This window comes from Calothrix sp. PCC 6303 (assembly GCF_000317435.1).
GTDB lineage: Bacteria > Cyanobacteriota > Cyanobacteriia > Cyanobacteriales > Nostocaceae > PCC-6303.
In genome coordinates this window covers 2,469,456-2,492,020 of record NC_019751.1, presented here as the reverse complement: position 1 = coordinate 2,492,020, position 22,565 = coordinate 2,469,456, and the positions used below count along the sequence as shown (strand labels likewise).

At 40.2% G+C, this 22,565-nt stretch carries 20 protein-coding genes; 11 read left to right on the top strand and 9 right to left on the bottom strand.

Annotated features, from left to right (window positions below; genetic code table 11):
• Positions 1-96 precede the first annotated feature (96 nt).
• Positions 97-942, top strand: a complete 846-nt coding sequence (locus tag CAL6303_RS10175) for a sulfite exporter TauE/SafE family protein (protein ID WP_015197767.1) — start codon at positions 97-99, stop codon at positions 940-942.
• A gap of 35 nt (positions 943-977) precedes the next feature.
• Here the strand turns inward: CAL6303_RS10175 and CAL6303_RS10170 are convergent, their stop codons facing one another.
• Positions 978-2,297: an efflux RND transporter periplasmic adaptor subunit gene (locus tag CAL6303_RS10170; protein ID WP_015197766.1), complete on the bottom strand. Its 1,320-nt coding sequence runs from the start codon at positions 2,295-2,297 to the stop codon at positions 978-980.
• A gap of 670 nt (positions 2,298-2,967) precedes the next feature.
• Here CAL6303_RS10170 and psaK point away from each other — a divergent pair.
• The gene (psaK, locus tag CAL6303_RS10165; RefSeq protein WP_015197765.1) at positions 2,968-3,237 is read left to right on the top strand and encodes a photosystem I reaction center subunit PsaK; all 270 of its coding nucleotides are present in this window, start codon (positions 2,968-2,970) and stop codon (positions 3,235-3,237) included.
• Positions 3,238-3,595: 358 nt separating this feature from the next.
• Here the strand turns inward: psaK and CAL6303_RS10160 are convergent, their stop codons facing one another.
• Positions 3,596-4,120, bottom strand: a complete 525-nt coding sequence (locus CAL6303_RS10160; RefSeq protein WP_015197764.1) for a hypothetical protein — start codon at positions 4,118-4,120, stop codon at positions 3,596-3,598.
• Positions 4,121-4,716: 596 nt separating this feature from the next.
• On the opposite strand from CAL6303_RS10160, the gene aroF reads away from it, so the two are divergent.
• The 3 genes from aroF (at position 4,717) to CAL6303_RS10145 (ending at position 6,974) form a co-directional block, all read left to right on the top strand.
• Positions 4,717-5,556: a 3-deoxy-7-phosphoheptulonate synthase gene (aroF, locus tag CAL6303_RS10155; protein ID WP_015197763.1), complete on the top strand. Its 840-nt coding sequence runs from the start codon at positions 4,717-4,719 to the stop codon at positions 5,554-5,556.
• Positions 5,557-5,801: 245 nt separating this feature from the next.
• Positions 5,802-6,074, top strand: coding sequence for a GlsB/YeaQ/YmgE family stress response membrane protein (locus tag CAL6303_RS10150; protein WP_015197762.1), 273 nt, complete (start codon positions 5,802-5,804; stop codon positions 6,072-6,074).
• A 474-nt stretch (positions 6,075-6,548) separates the two neighbouring features.
• Positions 6,549-6,974, top strand: a complete 426-nt coding sequence (locus tag CAL6303_RS10145; protein ID WP_015197761.1) for a DUF2294 domain-containing protein — start codon at positions 6,549-6,551, stop codon at positions 6,972-6,974.
• A gap of 30 nt (positions 6,975-7,004) precedes the next feature.
• Here CAL6303_RS10145 and CAL6303_RS10140 read toward each other — a convergent pair whose 3' ends face one another.
• From CAL6303_RS10140 to CAL6303_RS10130, 3 genes are all read right to left on the bottom strand, one after another.
• Positions 7,005-7,442, bottom strand: coding sequence for a response regulator (locus CAL6303_RS10140; RefSeq protein ID WP_015197760.1), 438 nt, complete (start codon positions 7,440-7,442; stop codon positions 7,005-7,007).
• 475 nt (positions 7,443-7,917) lie between these two features.
• Positions 7,918-9,738, bottom strand: coding sequence for a hypothetical protein (locus tag CAL6303_RS28425; protein WP_015197759.1), 1,821 nt, complete (start codon positions 9,736-9,738; stop codon positions 7,918-7,920).
• A 1,037-nt stretch (positions 9,739-10,775) separates the two neighbouring features.
• Positions 10,776-11,837 (bottom strand): zinc-dependent dehydrogenase, encoded by a 1,062-nt coding sequence (locus tag CAL6303_RS10130; protein WP_015197758.1) that lies wholly within the window; start codon positions 11,835-11,837, stop codon positions 10,776-10,778.
• Positions 11,838-12,074: 237 nt separating this feature from the next.
• Here CAL6303_RS10130 and CAL6303_RS10125 point away from each other — a divergent pair, with 237 nt between their 5' ends.
• The gene (locus tag CAL6303_RS10125; RefSeq protein WP_041739371.1) at positions 12,075-14,033 is read left to right on the top strand and encodes an iron uptake porin; all 1,959 of its coding nucleotides are present in this window, start codon (positions 12,075-12,077) and stop codon (positions 14,031-14,033) included.
• Between the two features lie 134 nt (positions 14,034-14,167).
• Here the strand turns inward: CAL6303_RS10125 and CAL6303_RS10120 are convergent, their stop codons facing one another.
• On the bottom strand, positions 14,168-15,373 hold the full coding sequence (locus CAL6303_RS10120) for a glutathione S-transferase family protein (RefSeq protein ID WP_015197756.1): 1,206 nt from the start codon (positions 15,371-15,373) through the stop codon (positions 14,168-14,170).
• Positions 15,374-16,068: 695 nt separating this feature from the next.
• On the opposite strand from CAL6303_RS10120, the gene CAL6303_RS30275 reads away from it, so the two are divergent.
• The 3 genes from CAL6303_RS30275 to CAL6303_RS10105 all read left to right on the top strand — a co-directional run bounded on the left by CAL6303_RS30275 (position 16,069) and on the right by CAL6303_RS10105 (position 18,267).
• On the top strand, positions 16,069-16,185 hold the full coding sequence (locus CAL6303_RS30275) for a ribbon-helix-helix protein, CopG family (protein ID WP_158333140.1): 117 nt from the start codon (positions 16,069-16,071) through the stop codon (positions 16,183-16,185).
• Positions 16,178-17,458 (top strand): RNA-guided endonuclease InsQ/TnpB family protein, encoded by a 1,281-nt coding sequence (locus CAL6303_RS10110; protein WP_015197754.1) that lies wholly within the window; start codon positions 16,178-16,180, stop codon positions 17,456-17,458. The genes CAL6303_RS30275 and CAL6303_RS10110 overlap by 8 nt, the downstream gene beginning before the upstream one ends.
• Before the next feature lie 80 nt (positions 17,459-17,538).
• Positions 17,539-18,267, top strand: a complete 729-nt coding sequence (locus CAL6303_RS10105; RefSeq protein WP_015197753.1) for a dienelactone hydrolase family protein — start codon at positions 17,539-17,541, stop codon at positions 18,265-18,267.
• Here CAL6303_RS10105 and CAL6303_RS31630 read toward each other — a convergent pair.
• Positions 18,250-18,510 (bottom strand): tetratricopeptide repeat protein, encoded by a 261-nt coding sequence (locus CAL6303_RS31630; protein WP_015197752.1) that lies wholly within the window; start codon positions 18,508-18,510, stop codon positions 18,250-18,252. The two genes, CAL6303_RS10105 and CAL6303_RS31630, sit on opposite strands and share 18 nt — an antisense overlap.
• On the opposite strand from CAL6303_RS31630, the gene CAL6303_RS31625 reads away from it, so the two are divergent.
• Positions 18,505-18,969: a hypothetical protein gene (locus CAL6303_RS31625; RefSeq protein WP_321572300.1), complete on the top strand. Its 465-nt coding sequence runs from the start codon at positions 18,505-18,507 to the stop codon at positions 18,967-18,969. The genes CAL6303_RS31630 and CAL6303_RS31625 overlap by 6 nt on opposite strands.
• Here the strand turns inward: CAL6303_RS31625 and CAL6303_RS10090 are convergent.
• Both CAL6303_RS10090 and CAL6303_RS10085 read right to left on the bottom strand, forming a co-directional pair.
• Complete coding sequence (locus CAL6303_RS10090) at positions 18,911-19,825, bottom strand: homogentisate phytyltransferase (RefSeq protein ID WP_015197750.1); 915 nt, start codon at positions 19,823-19,825, stop codon at positions 18,911-18,913. The genes CAL6303_RS31625 and CAL6303_RS10090 overlap by 59 nt on opposite strands.
• A gap of 14 nt (positions 19,826-19,839) precedes the next feature.
• Complete coding sequence (locus CAL6303_RS10085; protein WP_015197749.1) at positions 19,840-20,682, bottom strand: methyltransferase domain-containing protein; 843 nt, start codon at positions 20,680-20,682, stop codon at positions 19,840-19,842.
• 258 nt (positions 20,683-20,940) lie between these two features.
• Between CAL6303_RS10085 and CAL6303_RS10080 the strand changes: the two genes are divergently transcribed.
• Complete coding sequence (locus tag CAL6303_RS10080) at positions 20,941-22,296, top strand: TrkH family potassium uptake protein (RefSeq protein WP_015197748.1); 1,356 nt, start codon at positions 20,941-20,943, stop codon at positions 22,294-22,296.
• Positions 22,297-22,565: the final 269 nt, after the last annotated feature.

The window sequence follows — 22,565 nt, the reverse complement described above, 5'->3', positions numbered from 1 at the left end:
AGGGGAGGTAGGGGAAAATAACTTTATTGTCTACCAGGATCTGAGTAATACATTTAGTACATTGGCTTGACCAAAATTTAATGGGGGAACGGGTGCATGGATAGTTATAGTTGGTTGATTTTGGGTACCGGGGGTTTAGTTTCTGGGGTGATATCTGGACTTTTGGGAATTGGTGGAGGTATAGTTACTATCCCGTTGATGATTGCATTAGGTTATTCTCCGGTTCAAGCGATCGCTACTAGCAGTTTGTTCATTGTTATGACTTCCATATCTGGTAGTATCCAAAACTGGTTGATGGGTTATCTCAGTTTCCGAAAAATTATGTTTTTAGGGATTCCTGCCTTTATCACCACCGGAATCGGGGTATATTTTGCTAGTCGTATTCCCCCATATGTCATCTTGGCTGCTTTTGGCGTGATTTTGGTGATGAATATCTACTTAATTGAACTACGTAAGCAGTTAGTTAGTCACACAGAACAAACCGCATCACTCACACCAATACTAAATCCTGTTGTTGCTAGTGTTGGAGAGAGTAGCATATCTATCGAACCAAGCTTTAACTCCCTAATCTCGACAATTAGTACAGGAAGCATCGCCGGAATCATGGCTGGTTTATTTGGTTTAGGGGGAGGTACAGTTATGGTGCCACTACAAATACTCTTACTAGGGGAACCAATCAAAGCAGCCATTCAAACTAGTTTGGGGGTAATTGTAATTACAGCCTTTGCAGCTTCCCTAGGACATAGTTTTGAGGGGAATATTCTCTTTTTACCTGGTTTGATTTTAGGATTTGGTGGTGTAATTGGAGCGCAACTAAGTACCAGGGCGTTACCAAAATTACCAGAGCATATAGTTCGCTTAACATTGCGAATCTTTTTAGGAATTTTGGCAATTTACGTATTTTGGGAATCCTGGGTTAATTTCTCTAATTCCAATAGCTAGGTGGGGATAAACATGGTATTCAACCTATACAAGGTTCATTTCTGCTCAACTACAATCGACTCACCATCACTTAATCTTTCCAAACCAGAAGTAACTACTTGTGTTCCTGTTTCCAAACCTTCTATAACTGGGTATTTATTACCTTTGATTTTGCCCAGCTTCACAGATTGCTTACGGGCAATTAACTCAGAAGTTGGTTGGGTTTGAGCTAGGTAAACAAAAGTCTCTCCTCCAACTCTTGATATCGCTGCAGCAGGAACTAATATACCCGGACGTTGATTCCAAATTAATCTTGTCCGTACAAATTGCTCGGCTTTTAACTCACCTTTCGAGTTATTGTAGGATGCTTTTGCTAACATTGAGGGAGTCGTATTATTGACATTCGGCTCAATGGAAGCGACGGAAGAGGTACCAATCAATTTACCCTGAATATCTAAAATTTCCACTAAAGTACCTTGACGCACCTGCCGAGATTGTTCGATAGGTAAAGAAATTTGCACTTCTAAAGGTTGATTTTGACTAATTGTGACTAATTGGGTGGAATTATTCACGATGTCTCCGACTTTGACTGAGATATTCCCAACAACGCCAGTTAAGGGAGCGGTGATGCGATAATATTGTTGTTGGTTTTGCTGCTGTTTATTAGTTGTTTGAGCTTGCTGTACAGCTTTTTCGGCTTGGGAAACACTGATACGTTGTGATTGGATTTTTGACTCCACTGCACTTAAGGCAATTTTGGCTGCACTGAGACGGTTTGCATACTGTTCACGATTTTGACGGGAAACAGCCCCTTCTGATGCAAGCTTGGTATACCTATCATATTCTTGCTGGTTAGTTTTTACGTCAAGTTGTCTTGATGTGAGTTCTGTTTCTAAGGAATTGAGTGTGCTGCGAGCATTGTCTAGCTGGGATTGTGTAACTAAAGCTGCGGCAGTTACACTACTGATAGCGGCTATTTGCTGCGGTGGATCGATTTGTATAACTGTTGCACCTTGCTTGATAATACTTCCCGAACGAACAAAAATTTGAGTGACTTGACCCTGTATTTGTGATTGTAACGCCACAGAACGGCTGGAAGTCAGATGGGCAATAAATTCAGAACTATCTTCTACGGTACCAGTTTGGACTGTGGATAATTTGACTGGTGTTGGTGAGAGGTTGGTGGGTTGTGGTGTGGTGCCAGATTGGGATGTTTGTGGGGAAGAAGTTAGATTACGCCAAATTAGGAATACTCCCCCTGATAATGCAATTAGGGGTAGTAATAACCATAGCCACTGTTTTGAGCGCTGTTTATGTGTTGGGGGTGACGAAGAGTTTTCATGATCAAGTTCAGTTTCGGGTTTAGAAGATGTCATAGCTTATACAGAGCTAATGTAGTTGATTTGAAGCGAGTCTGTTGGTTGGTAGAGGCAATGAGGGATTCTTGGTACAAGTAATCAAAAGTTAGAAGTCTTGGTTGAAAAGAAAGACGATTTGATAAGCTTTGTAGAGTTTTTAAATGTTGCTTTACCTGTATCAAGTTGTACTAGCCTGATTTGATCTGTATCGGTTGTTCAAATCTACTGATTTTCCCTGGTTATTTCTGGTTAAGGGTTGATTATATTAATCTACAGAATTTGAGCAATTTCGCTAAATTTCCCACGGATGTGTACCCTGGGGATCTATGGCGACAGGTGCTTCATACAGGGTGCTACGTTTTTGGGGATGGATGCCCCCGAAAGCTAGCTTATCTAATTATTATCCAATTATATTTTATTCCAGCACACACTACAGATTTTTCTTTGGTGGAATGGTTAAAAAGTCGTTAAAGGTGAAGTATTAAGAAAAAATATTAATTAATGATGCAAATGTTAGCTATTGATTGAGGTTTTTTGATAATTAAACATACTAGTACTGCAATGCTGAAGTCAAAAGCAAAAAGACCTATTTTTGATGCTTTGACACTGTTTCAGATGGTAGCTTTATTTGCGAGCCGCTTATTCTACATCATTTCCATCATCAAAGTAAATCAAGGAAGAAAAGCACATGTTGATGTCAACTCTACTAGCTACTGTTGCCGATACAACCTCAAGTTTAGAATGGAGTCCAGTGGTTGGGGGAATTATGGTTGCTGCGAATATAGTAGCGATCGCACTGGGCAAAGCGGGCATGAAATATCCTAGTGCCCCTCCAGCAGCTCCTGCTTCTAATTTCTTCGGTGGTTTTGGCTTGCCTGCAATTTTGGCTACAACTAGTTTTGGACATATTTTGGGTGCAGGTGTTATCTTAGGTTTGCACAATATAGGCAAAATCTAAGCCTATTTCCCCGACTAAGCACCTAAAACGAAAATTTTCTAGAGGTAGCCACTAAGCCGTCTCCAGAAAGGTTTCACTCCTTGTTTTCACCTCGTTTGCTGAACGAAGAAGTTAGAGAACACACTTGATAGATAGAGAAAATAGAGCCAAAGTAACTTTGGCTCTATTTTTTTGATTTTAGGACTGACGCAATCGTAACGAGAAAACGATACTTTGAGTAGGTGTAGCCAGCCCTACGGGCTTATGCTTACGTCGCAATGACGTAAATTCGTAGTTATTGCGTAAGTTCTAGATTTGTTTTGTTTGACTTAGTTGTCGTAGTTTAGCTTGGGGAATTATGAAGTTGTACTAGAAGTTGCTACCACAGCCAGAAGCGATCGCGTACTGCTTGGAGATAGGCTCGTACAGGGATTTGATAAATTTCAATAAACAGCCAAGCAATAATTACAAAATGGCACAAAAAAGTCAGCACCATCCAAATATAAGGAACCCAACTCAAAGGAGCATCAGGAACTGGGGGAAAATTATACACAACCACCCCAATAATAGTAGTGGGTAGAAGGATAAATGCGATCGCCGCACAAACATAACCCCAGCCAAGTTCCATCCCTTCTAAATGGGCTTCTGTCCAACTAAAGCCATTCCAGCGCCAAACTAAGGGAGGTTGTCGTGCAGGCATCTTTAATTGTTGTTGCTCAACATTAACCGTAAATATCTGTTGACAAAAGTCACAAGACATTGCTTCCATCATTGGCATGTGGCTAATTTTACCAACCCTGCACACAGGACAAGGATAGACACCGTGATAATCAACAGATGAAGCTAGGCGTTTAGAACCTGACTTCAGAAAGTTTTTTCTCAAAATTGAAGATGGTTTGTCCATACACTGTTGACAATTGGTAACTTTTTAGTTTCTTGTGAAGTAGCCACCATGAGCTTTGCACAAAAATCAGAATTAAAAATGACACTTTGACTAACTGATCAGAAAATTTGGGTAGAAACCCCATCCTCTAAGATTTTTCGCTGCTTTTATTGAATCGGGCTGTTGAGAAAATTACAATTCTTTCTGGAGCATTTTTGGGGATTGACGTTACTGTTTTGTTTTGTTAGGATAACCCCATCTACGACTATTTTAATTTTTCTCAATAATTTATCAATGTTCCACAAAAATTACTACTTCTATTTTTGGTATGGATTGGTTCACCGGGGGTGAGTCTAGTTTCCATACGGAAATTACCCGGTGAACCGCAGAGTGTACTCTGCGGTTTTTGTTTTTTGAGGAAAAATTAGCAAAGTTTCATTGACTACCATGACATTTCAAACAATCTCATTCAATAGCTATTACTTTTGGTTTTACTTCTGGCAAGATCCTTCCGGGAGATAGCTATTGCGTGAAAATGCCATCGCCCGGAACCACAAATTATGGTTTCGGGCTTTTTTTGTTCTATCTATCAAACTTACTTAGGAAAACTAGCAATCATGATTAACGCTAAATTAGCCGCTAAATCCCACCCTCAACACCAAAGCATCGTCAAACTCAATTCCCAAGTTGCTTTCGGTGGTAAAGAATTGGTGATTATTGGTGGTCCCTGTACGGTGGAAAATCGCCAACAAATGGAAACAGTAGCGGCACATTTGTCAACTACATCAGTACAAGCTTTGCGTGGAGGTGCTTACAAACCCCGTACCTCTCCCTACGCATTCCAAGGGATGGGAGAAACCGGATTAGAAATCTTAGCGGCAGTTAGTAAAAAATACCATCTTCCCGTTGTCACCGAGGTAATGGCTATTTCCCAAATTCACGCGATCGCATCCCATGCTGATATGCTGCAAGTTGGTAGTCGCAACATGCAAAATTTCGATTTACTCAAAGAATTAGGACAAGCAGGTAAACCAATTCTCCTCAAACGTGGTTTAGCTGCTACCATCGAAGAATTCGTCATGGCTGCTGAGTACATCATGAGTCATGGCAACCTGGATGTAGTACTTTGTGAACGGGGAATTCGCAGCTTCGACAACTACACCCGCAACGTTTTGGATTTAGCCGCAGTTGCCGCACTCAAACAAATCACCCATTTACCCGTAATTGTCGATCCCTCCCACGCTGTCGGCAGACGGGAATTAGTGGCACCCATGGCAAAAGCAGCAGTCGCTTGTGGTGCTGATGGTTTAATAATTGAATGTCACCCAGAACCAGATAAATCAGTTTCCGATGCCGCCCAGGCATTATCTTTACAGGAAATGCTGGAATTAGTAAATAGTCTCAAACCTATTGCCACAGCAGTGGGACGCAGTATCTCAGAATTAGCAGTGGCGTAGTGCCAGTTACAACAGTTTTCACCCTAGTACGTCAAGGCAGTAGTGAGTAGGCAGTGGGGGAAAGCCGTTTATTACTAAGGCTTTCATGGTCAAATAATGGTCTAGTTATTTACGCCATGCTGAAGCTTCTTGTGTTTTCTATTCCTTATTAGATACTTAATTTAATTACATTTACTTCCCCCGGTAGAAGAATAAATAAGGCATGAAAAACTAAGATGATAGCAACATAGAAAAGGAAAAATAACATGAATCTTCTAGCTTGGATCGTTTTAGGAATAGTCGCCGGTGCAATAGCTAAAGCCATTTATCCTGGTAGGCAAGGTGGTGGTATTCTTTCAACCATGATTTTGGGTATTATCGGTGCCTTTGTCGGCGGTAGCATCATGACATTTGTGCAGACGGGAACCTTAGCATTAGCAAGTACGACTTTTAGTCTTCCCGGTTTATTCGTTGCTGTAATTGGGGCTATTGTCGCAATCTTCCTCTGGGGATTAGTAACCCGTGGAAACGCCGTTTAATTAAGTTAAAAAAGTAGATTTAATTTAAAGGTTAAAATCAGCCTTGTTGGAACTATAAGTGATCTACCCCACTAATTTTTTTTAAATAGTGGGGTTATACTTTTGCAGTAATAGCGATTCACAAAACGTTTGCCACTAAATTAGAACCTACCGATGTATCAGTCCCACAGATATTCCCCATGTGTTAGACAACACACAAAATGTATACCTATAGATTTACTCAAATCCTCCCAAGATACTACATTGGGATGGTTCCCTTAACTAAAAGCAACGACTAATATTTATACAACCGACAAAAATAACTATGGTCTTAACAATAATCGCCTACACTACTGTCACAACCTAAAAGCCCGAAAGAAAAAGAGCAAATTAATCTGGACTCCAAAGATTTTATTGGAAATACATCAACCTTCCAGAGTCTAATTTTAACTTTTGGCTTGTCCATAGTAGTCTATTATTTCAGAAAATTTAGCCATGACAACACAAATTCAAACTCGTGGTCAACTAGAACGGACATTATCACAGCGCATTCAAGCTTTCTACCGTGAGCAGCTAGGGCACCAACCCAGCAAGATCACCTGTCAAATTAGCGATCGCAATCTCCTAATTGTACTAGAAAACTCCATCACTCCAGCTGAAAAGTTATTAGCAGAATCGGGGTCTCAAGAACTGGCTGAACAAGTTAGAAGCGAATTAGACGAGGCAATCCAACCATTGCTTCTAAAGTTGATTGAAGAGACTTTGAGTGTAACTGTCCTTGAATTGTTAAGTGATGCAACTGTAGAAACTGGACGCACCGGGATTATCGCCGTGTTAGGGGATTTGCCCAACTTCCGCAGTCCTACCGCTACAAATAAACACAAAAAAAAGGAAATTAACCAAGATGAATCTCAAAACTAAGTCAACAGCTGTTTCCAACCCCAGTGGAACTTAAGCGGAGTCGCGTATTAGATGGGTGGGTAAATAGCGATATAGTAATGCCTCCAAATTGTCAATTGAATAAGGCTTACTAATATAATCATCAAAACCTGCACTGAGAATACGATGATATTCCTCAACCCCTGATAGAGCAGTTACAGCAATTGCTGGTATTGTGCATGTCAATGGTTCTTTCTTCAAAGTATAAATGAGATCGATGCCACTAATTCCCGGCATCAAAATATCTAGTACAATTAAATCTGGTTGATATTCTTTCGCAATTGAAACCGCAGAGGAACTACTTCCCTGGGAGATTAGTCTACAACCTATAGATTCGATCACATAACCCATCAGTAGTAAATTATCTTCGTTGTCTTCCACAACCATCACTAACGGCTGTTGACGACTGTGCGGCTTTTCGGCTGCCATAAATCCATACGACGATTCCATTATCCCTCCAGCAAAGCTTAAGTCGTGGCAATTTCCCGTAAATCCAAAAACAGACAAGGCATCCCATCGACAAGAAAATACTAAGTTTCTTTAGGGTTGGCTTAATCTTCGGAGCACAGATTTTACTAACTTTGCTTACATTTACAAATTCGTAAGGAAAAAATAGTTGAATCTTTATATATAAGCTACATACTCCACTAATTATATAGAAAATAAGCAGACCAGTATAGTGATTGATTCAATATTTGTTAACTTTTTTAATAATTTCTCAAAACTTACAGAAATTTTATCTATGAGTGTAGATTAAATAAAGTGCATCTGTAAATTTGTGTTCTTTAAAGGCTTCAAAGCCCATAGAAAGAAGACTCATTTCCCAGACTCCACTTAGAAACAAAGAATTTTCGTAGCACAGCAAAAAGTTGTAGAGACGTTAAACCGTAACATCTCTACAACTTTTGAAGAAAAATTGAGTTTTTTAGCGCATTAGTATTCTACTACGGGGACCAACTGCTTTTTTGGGTTGATTACTGTCAAAACTGACGTTTTTGACTGTACCAGATGGATCAACTGCTGCAATATTAAAATCTATGCCACTACCAGTACTTGGTGATGGTTGATCTACGCTGTTAGAGTCTGACGATATTTTATTACTAGGAGTAATCTCAGCGTCTGAAGTTACGCCACTGTCAAAAGATATGTTGTTATTATTGTTTAAAGCCCCAATACTATTAATGGTTAAATCTGGTTCTGGATTCCCCATTCTATTAGCTTCTACATTAGTGTTAGAAGTTTCGTTTTTCTCAGTAATTTCACGCTCATCTTTTAATGTGTTAGGTTCGACTGTAACAGCCTTATTTAGAGCAATAGTGTTAACCATATTGGTAGTAACTGGATTATTATCATTACCAAGAGTTCCATTGTCACTAACAGTAACACCACCAGTAAAGGTGCTTGGTTCAACAGTAACACCTTGATCTAAGGTAATTCCACTACCTGGATTAGCAGCAACTGGGTTAGTGTTAGCATCAAGAGTTCCATTGTCACTAACAGTAACACCACCAGTAAAGGTGCTTGGTTCAACAGTAACACCTTGATCTAAGGTAATTCCACTACCTGGATTAGCAGCAACTGGGTTAGTGGTAGCATCAAGAGTTCCATTATTGCCAACTGTGATACCACCAGTAAAGGTGCTTGGTTCAACAGTAACACCTTGATCTAAAGTAACTCCACTACCTGGATTTGTTGCCACTGGGTTAGTGGCAGCATCAAGAGTTCCATTATTGCCAACTGTGATACCACCAGTAAAGGTGCTTGGTTCAACAGTAACACCTTGATCTAAAGTAACTCCACTACTTGGATTTGTTGCCACTGAGTTAGTGGTAGTACCAAGAGTTCCATTACTGCCAACTGTGACATCATTGGTAATTCCAGAACTTACTATTCCACCACCAATTCCACTGTTGATGATTCCAGTATTAACTATCCCAGTATTTGTATTAGTGGTGGTATTAGAACTAGTATTGGTGTTGGTATTAGTATTAACGGGACTGACAGTAGATAGAACCTCTGCATTGTCAGGTACTTTGATTGTCACCCTAATTAAAGGTGCATTGTTCATCTTGTAAGATGTAACAGTTGGTTTAGCTTCGCTACGTTTCCCTGGCATGAAATCCGATTTAAAATCAAAGACTGTCGGGGTATCAGTACTACCAGCTTTAGCATCACTATACCGCAACCCTTGAGCATTGACTTCAAATTTGCCTTTGTATTGTTGTCCAGTTTTGGGATCGGTGACAACACCTTCATAGTAGGCTTTACCGACCGTAAACTCATCTTGAACGTTACCTTGAAATTTTACACCATCCAGCTTACCTTGATAGGAATAAGATGAAAGTTCACCATCTGAAAGTGCAGGTGAAGTTAAAACTCCATCAAATGAAACAACAGGAATTCCGAGGAAGTCAACGTAATATTTGATGCTTCCATCAGGATTGTTACTGAATTGAACAAATTTAGAAGAGTAAACAGGAACTAGATTTGGGTTATTTTTTGTCCCAATATTTCGGTAATAGGTACCTGTTGAATCTGTATCAATGCGGGTTGTACTTGTGTTAAAATTTGGATTAAAACTGGGTAATTGAATTGTCCCAGATATTGCTCCGGTACTTTGAATTATAATTTCAGCAGATGCGCTAGAAATATCTGTGTTTAGCAAACTTGCCGCCAAACCGCCAGTTTTTAAGGCAGCTAGGGTTAGCTTGGGAATGATACTTTGATTATTTTTTGTTAGAGTCATCAACTATTTTCCCTGGTATTAAATAATCTTGTGAAGTTGGTTTTGGTAAAAAATCTGCTGTCAAAAGATAGGATCCAGAAAACAGAAGTGAAAACTATTTGATCTGATATTCTGTGAGCCTTTAAAGAAAGGTTTTGATATTTGTTTGAGGTTGTTTAAAAAATGATTTCATACTCCTGTTAATGACTAAATAGGTTAGTGTTGAAAATTATCATTATGACAAGGCATAAAGAGAGAAGTTTTTGGAAAACTTTACTTTCCCTTATATACTTCCATTTTTTAGCGCCATTCTACTTAATTTATAGGTGGTTGCAAAGTAAAAGCTAGAAAGTTGAGAGAGTTTGTGAATTTGAGATACTGCCGTGTTGTCAAATTGTTTGGTAACTGGTGTGTACGTAGTTGAAAACCTCTAAAAAAAAGCAGAAATCATTTATCAATGCTTGATTTGTGAGGATATTCGTGGCTTGCTGACTGTATTTAAAAGCCTCCAATTATATAGTTCAATCTAAATATTTCTACAGAAAGATAAATCTAAAGCCGGAATGCATTTGTAATCAAGATATTAACTTCATCTTTTTAAGTGAATCACAAAGTTTTCTTCAAGAAGAGATGCCTTAATTAGAGATTGAAAAAGGTGCGAAATGCTTTTTGATCGAGGTATTCAGCATTTGAGTTGGTAATTTATTTTGACCAGATTTGCTGGGTGTTCCGACTAAGTACATACTGAGAACAACCAACAGAAAGTTCTATTACAAGAAGGCAGGAGTCAGGAGTCAGAAGGCACGAGTCAGAAGGCACGAGGCAGGAGGCAGGAGTCAGAAGGCAGAAGGAATAAAGCCGATAAAACAGGCTTTTCACTTATTTTCAATGGTTAGTTTATTTAAGCTGAACTGTAGTAGTGCAGCATCGCGTAAATAACTAGAGGATTATTTGACCATAAACGGCTTTCCCCCACTGCCTACTCACTACTGCCGTGCTGTACTAGGAAAAGTTTTACAGAAAATTTTAAAAGGGCGAACATTTGTTCGCCCCTACTGCTAGGACTCTTCTGCTTCTGGATAAATTAGGATTTTATAGGTTTCGGCTGTGGGTTTAGTCGCTTGTTCTACAGCTTCAGATAGGTTTTGCAGCGGGAAGCGATCGCTTATTAATTCTTTTACATTAATTCGGCGATTAAACACAATATCAGCGGCTAAACTCTGCACCTTAAATGAAGAACTGTAACTTCCCATCAAGTCAATTTCCCGACGGTATAGAATATTGGGGTTAATGGGAATCTCCAATTCATCGGGGAATTCGGCAAAGAACAATATTTTTCCACCTTTGCGGGTACAATCCAAAGCTTGGAAAAATGCCTTCTCACTGGGGACAGCAAGTAAAGTTGTATCCACACCCATCCCGTTAGTAAGTGCGTGAATTTTTGCAGGTAAATCAGCATCTCTAGCATCAAAAGCAGCTTCTGCACCTACTTTTAAAGCCTTCTCCACACGGGAAGGAATCAAATCGGTGGTAATTGCTTTAGCGCCAAAATACTTCACCAACATCACAAACATTAACCCAATTGGACCAGCACCAGTAATTAATACGGTTTGCCCAGGTTGAATATTTGCCTTTTTCACGGCTTTGAGGCAGCAATTAGTAGGTTCAACAAAACTTGCTTCCTCAAAGCTAATATCGTCTGGGATGGGAATCAAGCCGCCATTTTCCACAATATGTCCCGGAACCTTCACATACTCAGCAAAACCCCCTCCGCTGGGTGCAAACCCCGCTGTGGTGACGATATTTTTGTAGGTGTCGCACATTGAATAATTTTCATTCAAGCAATAATCGCAGCGCATACAGGGGATGTGATGCATTACTGCAACCCGCTGTCCAATTTGCCACTTTTTCACCTTTGCACCCACACCAGCAATCACACCCGCAGTTTCATGTCCAAAAATGCGTGGAGGTTCATAAAGGGGGTAAAGGATTTTTTTGATATCAGATTGACACAACCCTACAACCCTGACTTGAACCAGTACTTCATCTGCTTCCAGAGATGGGACTGGGATGTCCTCGTAAGATAGATTTTTAACGCCTCGAAATACCTGTGCTTTCACGTTGATTTTACCGCGATCGACGTTTATAGATGTAACATTTTGTGGGTTTTTCGGCTATCTTTCTGTTGAAAATCAAATTACTGCCTTGGAATCTCTTGGGTTATGGGGAAAGGGCAGGTTAGTATAAATACGCAAAAGACATTCTAGTATTTTTTATTACTTTATATTCAGGAAAATTCCTGACAGAGGTAGATTTTGTCTGTGAAGATGAATATTGATATATATACATAAAATATAATGAGCAATATAGGTCTGTTGCTAATGGGTGTAGCTGTATCTGGGCAATCACCAATAGCTGAAATCCATTCCTCAAAAGCAATTAGCCTGGAAGAACCAGAAAAAAAATTTGTAGCTGCTCAAGTAAATGATGCTATTAGTAGCGACAAAATTACACCTCCAGAATTTGCTATGGGGGAAAATAATTTACAGCCCATAACTTCTCCTTTAAAAATAGAGCATCAAAATATACTAAAAACTTCGACTCCGCCGAATCTCAAAAATCACCTTCAACAGAATCAGTCAAAAGCCGATACGGAAGTGGAGAAAAAGATTCTTCTTTCTCCGTCCACCAAATTAGCTTCCTCAGAACCGAAAACGCAAGAGGAATCAAAAGTAGATCTATCAGCATCAGTATCATTACTAGGGGATAGGGAGGAAAACACAGAATCGGAATCTGATGCTTCCATGTCCCAGGTGACATCGGTATCACAGTTAGAAGATGTAAAACCTGCCGATTGGGCATTTGCAGCTTTACAATCTTTGGTGGAAAGATATGGTTGTATCGCCGGATTTCCTGATGGTAAATTTAAAGGCGATCGGGCAATGAATCGGTATGAGTTTGCAGCTGGGTTAGATGGTTGTTTACAAAAAGTGAGTGAATTAGTTGCCAATAACACCGAAAATGCTGTGAAACAGGAAGATTTAGCTGTGTTACAGCGTTTACAAGCAGAATTTACAGACGAATTAGCGACAGTCAAAGCCAAACTGAGTTCCTTAGAAGGACGTTCAGCACAGGTTCAAGAAAATCTGTTTTCTACAACCACAAAGCTGTATGGACAGGCAATCATGAGTGTACAGGGAACCAATGCAAGTAATCAGTACTTATTTCCTGGAGATCAAAAACGTGCAGCGCAAACCAATCCAACTTTTGCTTACAGCACTCAATTAACATTTGCGACGACATTTACCGGGAGAGATTTGTTGTTAACTGGGTTATCAGCAGGAAACCTCAAACCTTTCACCCAATCAACTTTTACTAATATGGGAAGATTGGGTTTTGAGTCTGATAGTGACAGTAATGTATCACTAAATGAATTATCTTACCGTTTCCCAGTTAATGAAAATTTAGGTGTGGTGATTGGTACAGCTGGTGTGAACCCAGTCAATGTATTTCGCGGGATTAGTCCCTTAGAAGGTTCAGGGGAAGGATCAATTTCCTTATTTGGTCAAAGAAATCCTATTTTATCAGTTGGTGGTGGTAGTAGTGGAATTGGGGTAGATTGGCAATTAAGCGATCGCATTAGCTTACAAGGTGTTTATAGTGCGGAAATTCCTTTTTTCCCTGGAGACATTAATATTGGTGGACTATTTGGTGGTAGATATACAGCAGGTGCCCAATTAACAGCCACCCCCACCGATAATATTGATGTTGGTATCCACTATTTATTTTCCCATGCTCCCGACGACAACCTCCGCACAGGTATCGGCGATACACAATTAACTTCACCTTTTGTACCCAATATTCCTTTTGACACCCATGCAGTTGGTGCAACAGTCGGATGGAGAGTCAATCCCAATTTACATTTAGGAGGATGGGGTGGTTGGACATATTCCGAGCCAACTAGTAATATTTCTGGAAACGTCCAAACAACCAATTGGGCAGTTTTTGCTGCACTTCCTAACCTCTTCCGTCCTGGAAATATGGGTGGAATTATTGTTGGGCAACCTCCCAAAATCTCATCCAGTACACTACCTGATGGTTACAACTTGCCCAACTTTGCAATTCCAGATTTTCAAACAGGTGGTGGTAAAGGAGGAAGGGAAGATACATCACTGCACGTTGAAGCCTTTTATCGCGCTCAACTCACTGATAATATCGCCATAACTCCTGGTATCTTAGCTGTCTTTAACCCTAACCACAACGATGAAGGTGATACCCTAATTGTCGCCGCATTGAGAGCGACATTCCGGTTTTAGGCAACTCCACAAATTAAAATTTAATCTATTTGAATCACACTTAACTACCTAAATCTTGTTTAGACGTTCCACCGGAACGTCTCTACTATTCACCTGAAAATTGCTGTAAAATTTCACCTATTTGAATCACGCACTTACTTTCTGGCAAAATTAGATGGGTCTTGATCTCGTCGATGCTTAGTGGGAATCGGGTCTGGCTGTCCATCACCTACCAAGGCTGCGGTTTTCTCCAAAGATTCCCGCAATCGCTTGGCTGCGTAGATGGACATGTCTCGCGGTACATTTATGCGATCGCGTAAATATCGCAGAGCAATATCAGAACCCTGGGGAGGTAGGCAATCTTCACCAGTCATCATCTGTGTTAAAGCACATCGCAAAGCTTGATCAAACAGTTCATCATCAGCGGGGTTAACTCGGATGATATTAACATGATGCTCAATAGTTCTTTGTAGAGCTTCCCTACGGGAATTTTCGGGTTCGGGATAGGTGACATCTGGTAGCCCAAACCAAGAACCATTATCTACCCGTTTCTTATTAAGCAGCATCTGGGGTTCACCGTTTTCCCAACAACCCCCCATCTGGGGAGGTAAATCATGTACATGGGTATGAAAATCGCTCTGGGTACCGCAGTAGGTTGGTCGGCTTTCCATCGCCGCAAACCATGCACCCAAGCGGGGATTTTCTTCTCGCAGGGAGTAACCCTTGTAGTAATAAAGACTGGCATTCATCCGTTCCACATAGGGCGTAAAGATGACATCAACAGTACCGAAAGTATTTAAAAAGTAAGAACCCGGAGTACTAGCCAAAGCCTCCTCAACCCTAGCCACCACCCTGATAAATTGCTCACGGTTGCGTCGTTCTTGGTTAGAAGAAATCATTGGGTAGCACAACCAAGCGCACCAAGCTCTAAATAAAAGCCGCTCTAATTGACGCAGGGGAAGCACGCTGGGGTCTTCCATTCCTTGATTTAATGAGCCAAAAACCTTTTCCAAGGCAAGTAAAATATCATCACTTTCTGTAATAATTCGCCCATCTAACTCGATGGCAGGGAGCATTCCTGATGGTACTTTGCGTTTGTACCAGCTTTCTTTCTCCCCATAGCAGAACATTGTCACTTTTTCGATCCGGTAGGGGATTTGTTTTTCCTCTAACCATAACCAAATTTTTTGACAATAAGGACACCAAGCATGGTTATCACGGTATAGCGTTACCCGCACAGCAGATTCCGGCTGTCCAAATAAGCGCAACCTGGCTTTCGCGTTGGTAAGACCGTTAACGGCATCGATTTTATAGTCGGTAAGGGTTTCTAGTTCTTGCCAGCTTAGGGGTGTGGTATTCATAGGGTAAGTTGGGAGTAATAATAAATTTAGCTGAAACAGCAGTTAACTTCACTTTGGGATGTACGGTCTTCTAGATTTTGTCCGACCTACTGCAATAAAGCAATCCGCAATCGCTTCTCAGGGGTAAGTTCGTGGTAAAAATCCTCAAGTGCAGTTTTGTTTCAAACATACATTTTTATTTTTTGTGCTTGTGAATATTTGGGTTTATTTCTCTTTTGAGTTAGAGCAGTCAATCAAGCAAAATATGTGTATTTACTGAGATTCTTTCAACTACGTAATTCAAGTCACTATTCACACACTTAAATTTCTCGATTTTTGTTACTTAAATTCATTTAAATCAATAACTATTTACAAATAACCAGCTAATTATTTCCAAACATTAAGAAAATCCAAGTCATTCTCAACTATTTCACGATTTTGCTGCATTACAAAACTTCTCAAAAACCCGATACATTCGATGTTATAAATAGAATGAATAAATTGGGAAACTATACCCATTTATTCTCCGCGCTTCTTTGCGCTTCACAGGGAAACACGGGATGCGGGAAGCTCAGTCACTACGTGCAAAGCACGGGCTTCGCCTACAGTGCTGAGAGGGAAGCGACAGGAGGGATTTTAATCCCCTTCAATCTTTATCTAATCTTCATATCAGACTCATATGAGTCTGATATGATAAGAATATGAAAAAGAAAGCAATGCCCATTCAGCTAGACGAAATTGAAAGACAAAAGTTAGAAGCCCTTGCTTCTAAATGGGGTTTAAGTCTATCAGGAGTTGTAAGACGTTTAATCAGGGAGTATAGCGATGTCTAATTATGGATGTCAGCAAATACTGATCCACCCAGATAAAGATTTAAAAGCTTTGTTGGAGTATGTTTGTACAGAAGCAAATAATTTAATTAACTGTGGAGTCTATTACAGTCGTCAATATTATTTTAAAACTGGTAAATTCCCTAGTAAAGCTGATTTACACAAACAGTTAGGAACTGTTCAGAGAAATAAACATTATCAAGCATTGTATTCGGACACTGCACAGCAGATTTTAACGAGTGTTGCTGAATCTTTTAAGTCTTTTGTAGGATTATTAAAAGGAATTAAAAAAGGCACTGTTACTCAAAAGCCTAGACTTCCAAACTATCGAAAATCTGGAGGATTGGCTCTAGCTACATTTACCGGACGTTCCCTTAAGTTAAAAGATGGAATGATTCGGTTTCCTTTGGGGACTTTGGTAAAAACTTGGTTTGGGGTTGATGGGTTTTACTTGCCAATGCCTACAAACCTAGATTTTAAATCTATTCGAGAGGTTAGGATCCTACCGAGGAACAGATGCTTCTATGCAGAGTTTGTTTATCAATCTGATGATGCTGTTTGTCAAGTTGATAAATCCAAAGTATTGGGAATCGACCACGGAATAAATAACTGGCTAACCTGTGTCTCTAATATCGGAACATCTTTTATTGTCGATGGTTTACACCTCAAGACTCTTAACCAGTGGTACAACAAATCAGTTGCCAAAATCAAAGAGAACAAGCCCCAAGAATTCTGGTCTAACAGACTTGCGGCAATAACAGAAAAGCGTAATCGTCAAATGCGCGACGCGGTTAACAAAGCCGCAAGGATAGTTATCAATCACTGCATTGACAATCAAATCGGCTCTATAGTCTTTGGATGGAACCAAGGTCAGAAAGATGGTGCTGATATGGGAAAAAACAATAATCAAAAGTTTGTCCAAATCCCTACTGCAAAACTAAAAAACCGTATTGAACAGTTGTGCGAACAATACGGAATAGTCTTTATTGAAACCGAAGAAAGTTATACTTCTAAAGCATCGTTCTTAGATAATGATGTTCTACCTACATTTGGTGCAAAACCCGAAAGGTGGAAAAGTAGCGGTATTAGAACCAATCGTGGTGTATTCAAAACAGGAACCGGAATCAAAATAAATGCCGACTGCAATGGGGCAGCAAATATTATCCAAAAAGTAGCGGTGATGGCTGGATTTAATTTAGCCGGAATCAGTAGAGGCTGTTTAAGTCAGCCTAAGAAAGTTCTTTTATGGACTCTTCAGAAATCTCAGTGTCTTTAGACCTGAGAAGCTTAATCTGCGATTCTCTGCGTTAAAACTCTTCTCTTCCTCTTCCCTCTCCTCCTTTATTCCTTAAAAAAGTGCAAATCATCAAACGCAACATCGACTTAAAAGTAGATGATAGCCTCATGAGGGTTTATATAGCTTCACCAAAAACCCCAGGAGTATATCCAGCAATCATTTTCTACAGTGACATCTACCAACTTGGTAGCCCGATGATCCGCTTAATTAACTACTTAGCTGGATTTGGCTACATAGTTGCAGCACCGGAAATCTTCCACCGCATCGAACCTGTGGGTTCTGTAATTGAACCAGATGATATAGGCAGAATGCGAGGAAACGATGATGCTTGTCGCACTTTGGTGGCTGAGTATGACAGTGATATTCAGGCGATGATTGATTTTTTAAAAGCTGAAAATTCAGTTTCCCAAATTGGCACCCTCGGCTTTTGTATTGGTGGACATTTAGCTTTCCGTGCGGCTTTTCACAATGAAATCAAAGCGGGTGTTTGTTGTTATCCCACGGGAATTCCTAGCGGGAAGTTGGGTAAAGGGGTAGCTGATAGCATCCACAGGGTGGGGGAAATAGCTGGTGAAATGTTGTTGATTTTTGGGACTTTAGATCCGCATATCCCCGAAGCCGATCGCATCACTTTGTTAGAGGCGCTCTCTCAAGGGGAAGTTTCTCACCAAGTTTTGATGTATGAGGCAGAGCATACTTTCATGCGGGATGACGGTTATCGTTATGATTCGGTGGCTGCAACGGCTGCATGGGGAGAAATTATTACTTTTTTAGGTTGTTTGAGCTAGTTTTGCTAATAACTGGTTGATTTTGTCTGCTTCTTGGGTGTTGCGCTGTTTTTGTAGTAAGTCTCTGGCTTTTTCTAAGTTGGTAATTGCCTCTTTCGATTGATTCTGTTGCATTAGGGCATTGCTAAGTCGTAAATAAGCGTCGGCTTTTTTTGGCGCTCTTTCTATGACTTCTTGGAATTGCGCGATCGCTTCTTGGGTTCGGCTTTGCTGCATCAAGGTGTCTCCAAGAAGTAGATGCACTACATCGTTGGTTTTGTTGATGGCGATGACTTTAAGAAATTCGGTTTCGGCTGCTGGGTAGTTTTTTTCTTGGTAGAGGGTGAGTCCTTTTTGGTAGTGGTTGTTGGTGATGATGGTTTTCCAACTGAAGTAAATCAGGAGGAGGAGGGTAAAGGTGACGGTGGTAATGGGGATGATTTGGATCATAAAATATTTTTAACGCAAAGGAGCGCGGAGGGAAGCGCGGAGGGAAGCGCAGAGAGAAGAAAGAGAGAGGAAGAGAGAGGAAGAGAGAGGAAGAGAGAGGAAGAGAGAGGAAGAGAGAGGAAGAGAGAGGAAGAGAGAGGAAGAGAGAGGAAGAGAGAGGAAGAGAGAGGAAGAGAAGAGAATTATTTTATTCTCCCTGCTCCTTTTTCTCTTCTCAAGTTAGGGTTGCGATGGGAAATACTAAATACTCAAGGAAGAATAGCTTCCAGATGAATTGGTAGAAGTTGGTGATTTCAGCTTTGCTTTCTAAATCGATTTTTCTACTTTTTTGCCACATCCAGATTAGGGGGATGAGATGGGTAACGGTGAGGAATATATGGTTGAGATTGGGTTGGAGGTTTCCGGTGATGATTATTCCCAGGTAGCAGGTGGTGATAATCCATAGGGAAAGCTTGAAAACTGTTTCTTTTCCCAATTTTAGGCTCAGGGTGGCAATATTATATTGGGCATCGCCTTCCATGTCGGGGATGTCTTTGAAGATGGCGATCGCTATTGTGAATATAAGTACAAATAGCGTTATTATCCAAATTGTTGCTGGAATTGTTGGCGGTTGCTGGATTGTCCAGTTGTAGTGCAGGTATAACCCCAGGTTGACTATGGCTCCCCTAACTGAAAATATACAGATTGCTGCTAGTAGGGGAAATCTTTTGAACCGGATTGGTGGGAGGGAGTAAGCTGTACCAATTAATAAACTTATTCCTACCATTCCTAGTAAATAGGGACTTTGGAAGAAGGCGATAAGTAAGGCGAGGATTCCACAAGTAGCAACAATGGATTTGCCTGTGGGGATGGAATATTCTCCGGCTGCTAGGGGAAGATGGGGTTTATTGATTTTGTCGATTTCGATATCTTCGAGTTGGTTGAGTCCTACTATATAGATGTTCCCTAAGATGCAAGCTACCCAAGCACCTATTAGGGAAATGGGAGAAATAGTTTGATTGTGGATGCCTCTAGTAATAAAGTAGATTCCCAACACACTCAAAGTTGTACCGATGATGGTGTGGGGACGGGAAAATTTCCATAGTGAGTAGAACCAATTACTCTCAGGTGTTTTGGAGATGCTAGTCATAATTTAATTTATATTTATTTATTCCCACATACCAAACCAAACCGAATTAAACCTGTTTCATATCCTCGTTGCATTAATCCCAAAGATAAAGCACCTTGAATTGTTGTCCACCCAGAACACAGCAAACCCCAAATCGCTTGGGGAGTTATTGCCGAATCTATCACTACGTTCCAAAATGGTGCTACTGCTTGTGACCAATCATCTGTACGCAAATTATATAGCGGCAGTTGAGATGCGATCGCTTGATACTCTGGCAAGGATATCACGTAAGGTAAGCAGTAAACTCGATAAATCTCTTGCAGTTGTTTTTGTTCTTCGGCTGTGAGTGGGGAATTGTCAGTTGGACGATGACACCATGTCACCATAATTAGTTTGCCACCTGGTTTTAACACTCGGTGGCATTCTTGCAAAAATTTGACTTTATCTGGCATGTGTTCACCACTTTCCAATGACCAAACCAAATCAAAGCTATTATCGGCAAAGGGCATTTCTAAAGCATTCGCCACTTGAAAGTTAACTCTTTCACCTAGTCCTAATCCCCTAGCCCTTTCTTTTGCCCTATCCGCTTGCACCGGACTTAATGTAATCCCGGTGGCATTGGCTTGATATTTATTGGCTAAGTATAAAGTGCTGCCACCAATTCCGCAGCCGACATCTAAAATATTAGTAGCGGTATCTACTTGTGACCACTTTAACAGTTCTTCTATTAAATCAATTTGTGCCTGACGACGTTCTTTCTTAGTTTTTCCATCCACACCATAGTAACCATGGTGCATATGTTCGCCCCAAATATCTTCCCACAATTTGGAAGAAGCATCGTAAAATTGCTGAATATCGCGGTAAAGTGTTGCACTCATAGATTACTTAGCTAAAAAATACGAATAAATCAGGTATATACACTTCTTAGCGCAAGTGCTGTAATTTTGAAACCTACCTGGGGCAGTTGTATTTATTTTGTTGTAACTCTATACAAAGCGATAACTTACGTAATCAGTAATTTTAAACTTGGATAGGTATTTTTTTGCGATCGCAATTCCTAATCATAGCCATTAGCTAATAGTGAAACGCCCAGAGAGAGTTATACTCAATTCACAGTAATATGACAAAAATGTCACATGAGCGTCTCCAGGACAATTTGTTTAGGCTTTCTTGCAGTTATCCTTTTCGGTAGCATCTGTTTAATGATGCCTTTTTCCACCAGTAGCGGTACCTGGAATGATCCAATTGTGGCGCTATTTACCTCCACCTCCGCAGTTTGTGTTACAGGTTTATCGGTTGTTGATCCCGGTACATACTTTTCCTTTTGGGGACAGTTTTTTATTGCGCTACTAGCACAAATTGGTGGTTTAGGCTATATGACTACTACCACTTTTTTAATTATGCTGATTGGTAAAAGATTTGATTTACGACAAAAAATTGCCATTCAACAAGCTTTAGATCGTCCAGGGATAAGTGGAAGCAACCAAATTCTTCGCTCAATTATTGCTACAACTCTAATTTTTGAGATTACCGGAGTATTTTTACTACTTCCGGCATTTGTACCGCAATATGGCTGGAATCAAGGGTTGTGGTTAGCAGTTTTTCATAGCATCAATTCTTGGAATAATGCAGGTTTTAGCCTTTTTAAAGACAACCTAGTTGGTTATCAATCCTCACCCTTGGTGGTGTTTACAGTGACAGGGTTGATTATTTTTGGTGGAATTGGCTATCAAGTCATTTTAGAAGCATTTGTCTGGTTACGCGAACGACTTGCGTCGCGCAAGCTTCGCATCGGGCAACGAAGTGAGAATCGGTTATTCTCACTAGATTTCAAAGTTGCCACCAGCACGACTCTGATTCTTTTGGTATTAGGAACAATTGCCTTTGTGGCAGTTGAATTTAGAAACTCTGGAACTCTGAAAAATCTCAGTTTTGGGGATCAGCTATTATCTGCTTGGTTCCAATCGGTGACTGCCCGTACAGCAGGTTTTAATACCATTGATATTGGTAAAATGACTAATGCTGGTCTTTTTATTACCATAGCTTTAATGTTTATTGGTGCTTGTCCTGGTGGTACGGGAGGCGGTATAAAAACTACTACTATTCGGGTTTTAACTAGCTGTACCAAGTCAATTTTACAAGGCAAGGAAGAGGTTTTATTATATAAGCGAAAAATCGCACTTTCACTAATTTTAAAAGCGGTTGGTGTTTTTATCGCTTCTATTGCCACAGTTATTGCTTCCACAACTTTAATCGCCCTTACCGATCCCGAATTAAACTTTATTCAAATACTTTTTGAAGTTGTCTCCGCTTTTGGAACAGTGGGACTTTCAACTGGAATTACTGGTAGTGTGACAATTGCTGCCAAACTGATTTTAATTGTCACTATGTATATTGGAAGGGTGGGAATTTTACTCCTAATGTCGGCGATTTTGGGTGATCCTCGTCAAACTCGAATTCATTACCCAGAGGAAAATCTATTAGTTGGATAATTTTCAATCATCAAAAGTTGTAAATTAGGACTAGAAACTATTTTACTTCTTACCCTTGGCTAGCTAACGCCAGTAGTCGTAAAATAGAAATACCTAATTGGAGAATGCAGGATCAAAAATCAAAAGCAATTATCATGAATATGTCTTGAGAAATAGCTTTTTCATCCAATACCAATGGTTAGTTGATTTTTGTCACCGGCTGTAGTAGTGAAAGCAAGTATTTAAATACTTCAATGAGTTTAAATTTCATCATATCAGGAAGCCTGAAT

Coding starts and splice junctions, on each gene's coding strand:
- CAL6303_RS10175 (WP_015197767.1), top strand. CDS start 97: ATGGATAGTTATAGTTGGTTGATTTTGGGTACCGGGGGTTTAGTTTCT.
- CAL6303_RS10170 (WP_015197766.1), bottom strand. CDS start 2,297: ATGACATCTTCTAAACCCGAAACTGAACTTGATCATGAAAACTCTTCG.
- psaK (WP_015197765.1), top strand. CDS start 2,968: ATGTTGATGTCAACTCTACTAGCTACTGTTGCCGATACAACCTCAAGT.
- CAL6303_RS10160 (WP_015197764.1), bottom strand. CDS start 4,120: ATGGACAAACCATCTTCAATTTTGAGAAAAAACTTTCTGAAGTCAGGT.
- aroF (WP_015197763.1), top strand. CDS start 4,717: ATGATTAACGCTAAATTAGCCGCTAAATCCCACCCTCAACACCAAAGC.
- CAL6303_RS10150 (WP_015197762.1), top strand. CDS start 5,802: ATGAATCTTCTAGCTTGGATCGTTTTAGGAATAGTCGCCGGTGCAATA.
- CAL6303_RS10145 (WP_015197761.1), top strand. CDS start 6,549: ATGACAACACAAATTCAAACTCGTGGTCAACTAGAACGGACATTATCA.
- CAL6303_RS10140 (WP_015197760.1), bottom strand. CDS start 7,442: ATGGAATCGTCGTATGGATTTATGGCAGCCGAAAAGCCGCACAGTCGT.
- CAL6303_RS28425 (WP_015197759.1), bottom strand. CDS start 9,738: ATGACTCTAACAAAAAATAATCAAAGTATCATTCCCAAGCTAACCCTA.
- CAL6303_RS10125 (WP_041739371.1), top strand. CDS start 12,075: ATGAGCAATATAGGTCTGTTGCTAATGGGTGTAGCTGTATCTGGGCAA.
- CAL6303_RS10120 (WP_015197756.1), bottom strand. CDS start 15,373: ATGAATACCACACCCCTAAGCTGGCAAGAACTAGAAACCCTTACCGAC.
- CAL6303_RS30275 (WP_158333140.1), top strand. CDS start 16,069: ATGCCCATTCAGCTAGACGAAATTGAAAGACAAAAGTTAGAAGCCCTT.
- CAL6303_RS10110 (WP_015197754.1), top strand. CDS start 16,178: ATGTCTAATTATGGATGTCAGCAAATACTGATCCACCCAGATAAAGAT.
- CAL6303_RS31625 (WP_321572300.1), top strand. CDS start 18,505: ATGCACTACATCGTTGGTTTTGTTGATGGCGATGACTTTAAGAAATTC.
- CAL6303_RS10090 (WP_015197750.1), bottom strand. CDS start 19,825: ATGACTAGCATCTCCAAAACACCTGAGAGTAATTGGTTCTACTCACTA.
- CAL6303_RS10085 (WP_015197749.1), bottom strand. CDS start 20,682: ATGAGTGCAACACTTTACCGCGATATTCAGCAATTTTACGATGCTTCT.
- CAL6303_RS10080 (WP_015197748.1), top strand. CDS start 20,941: ATGAGCGTCTCCAGGACAATTTGTTTAGGCTTTCTTGCAGTTATCCTT.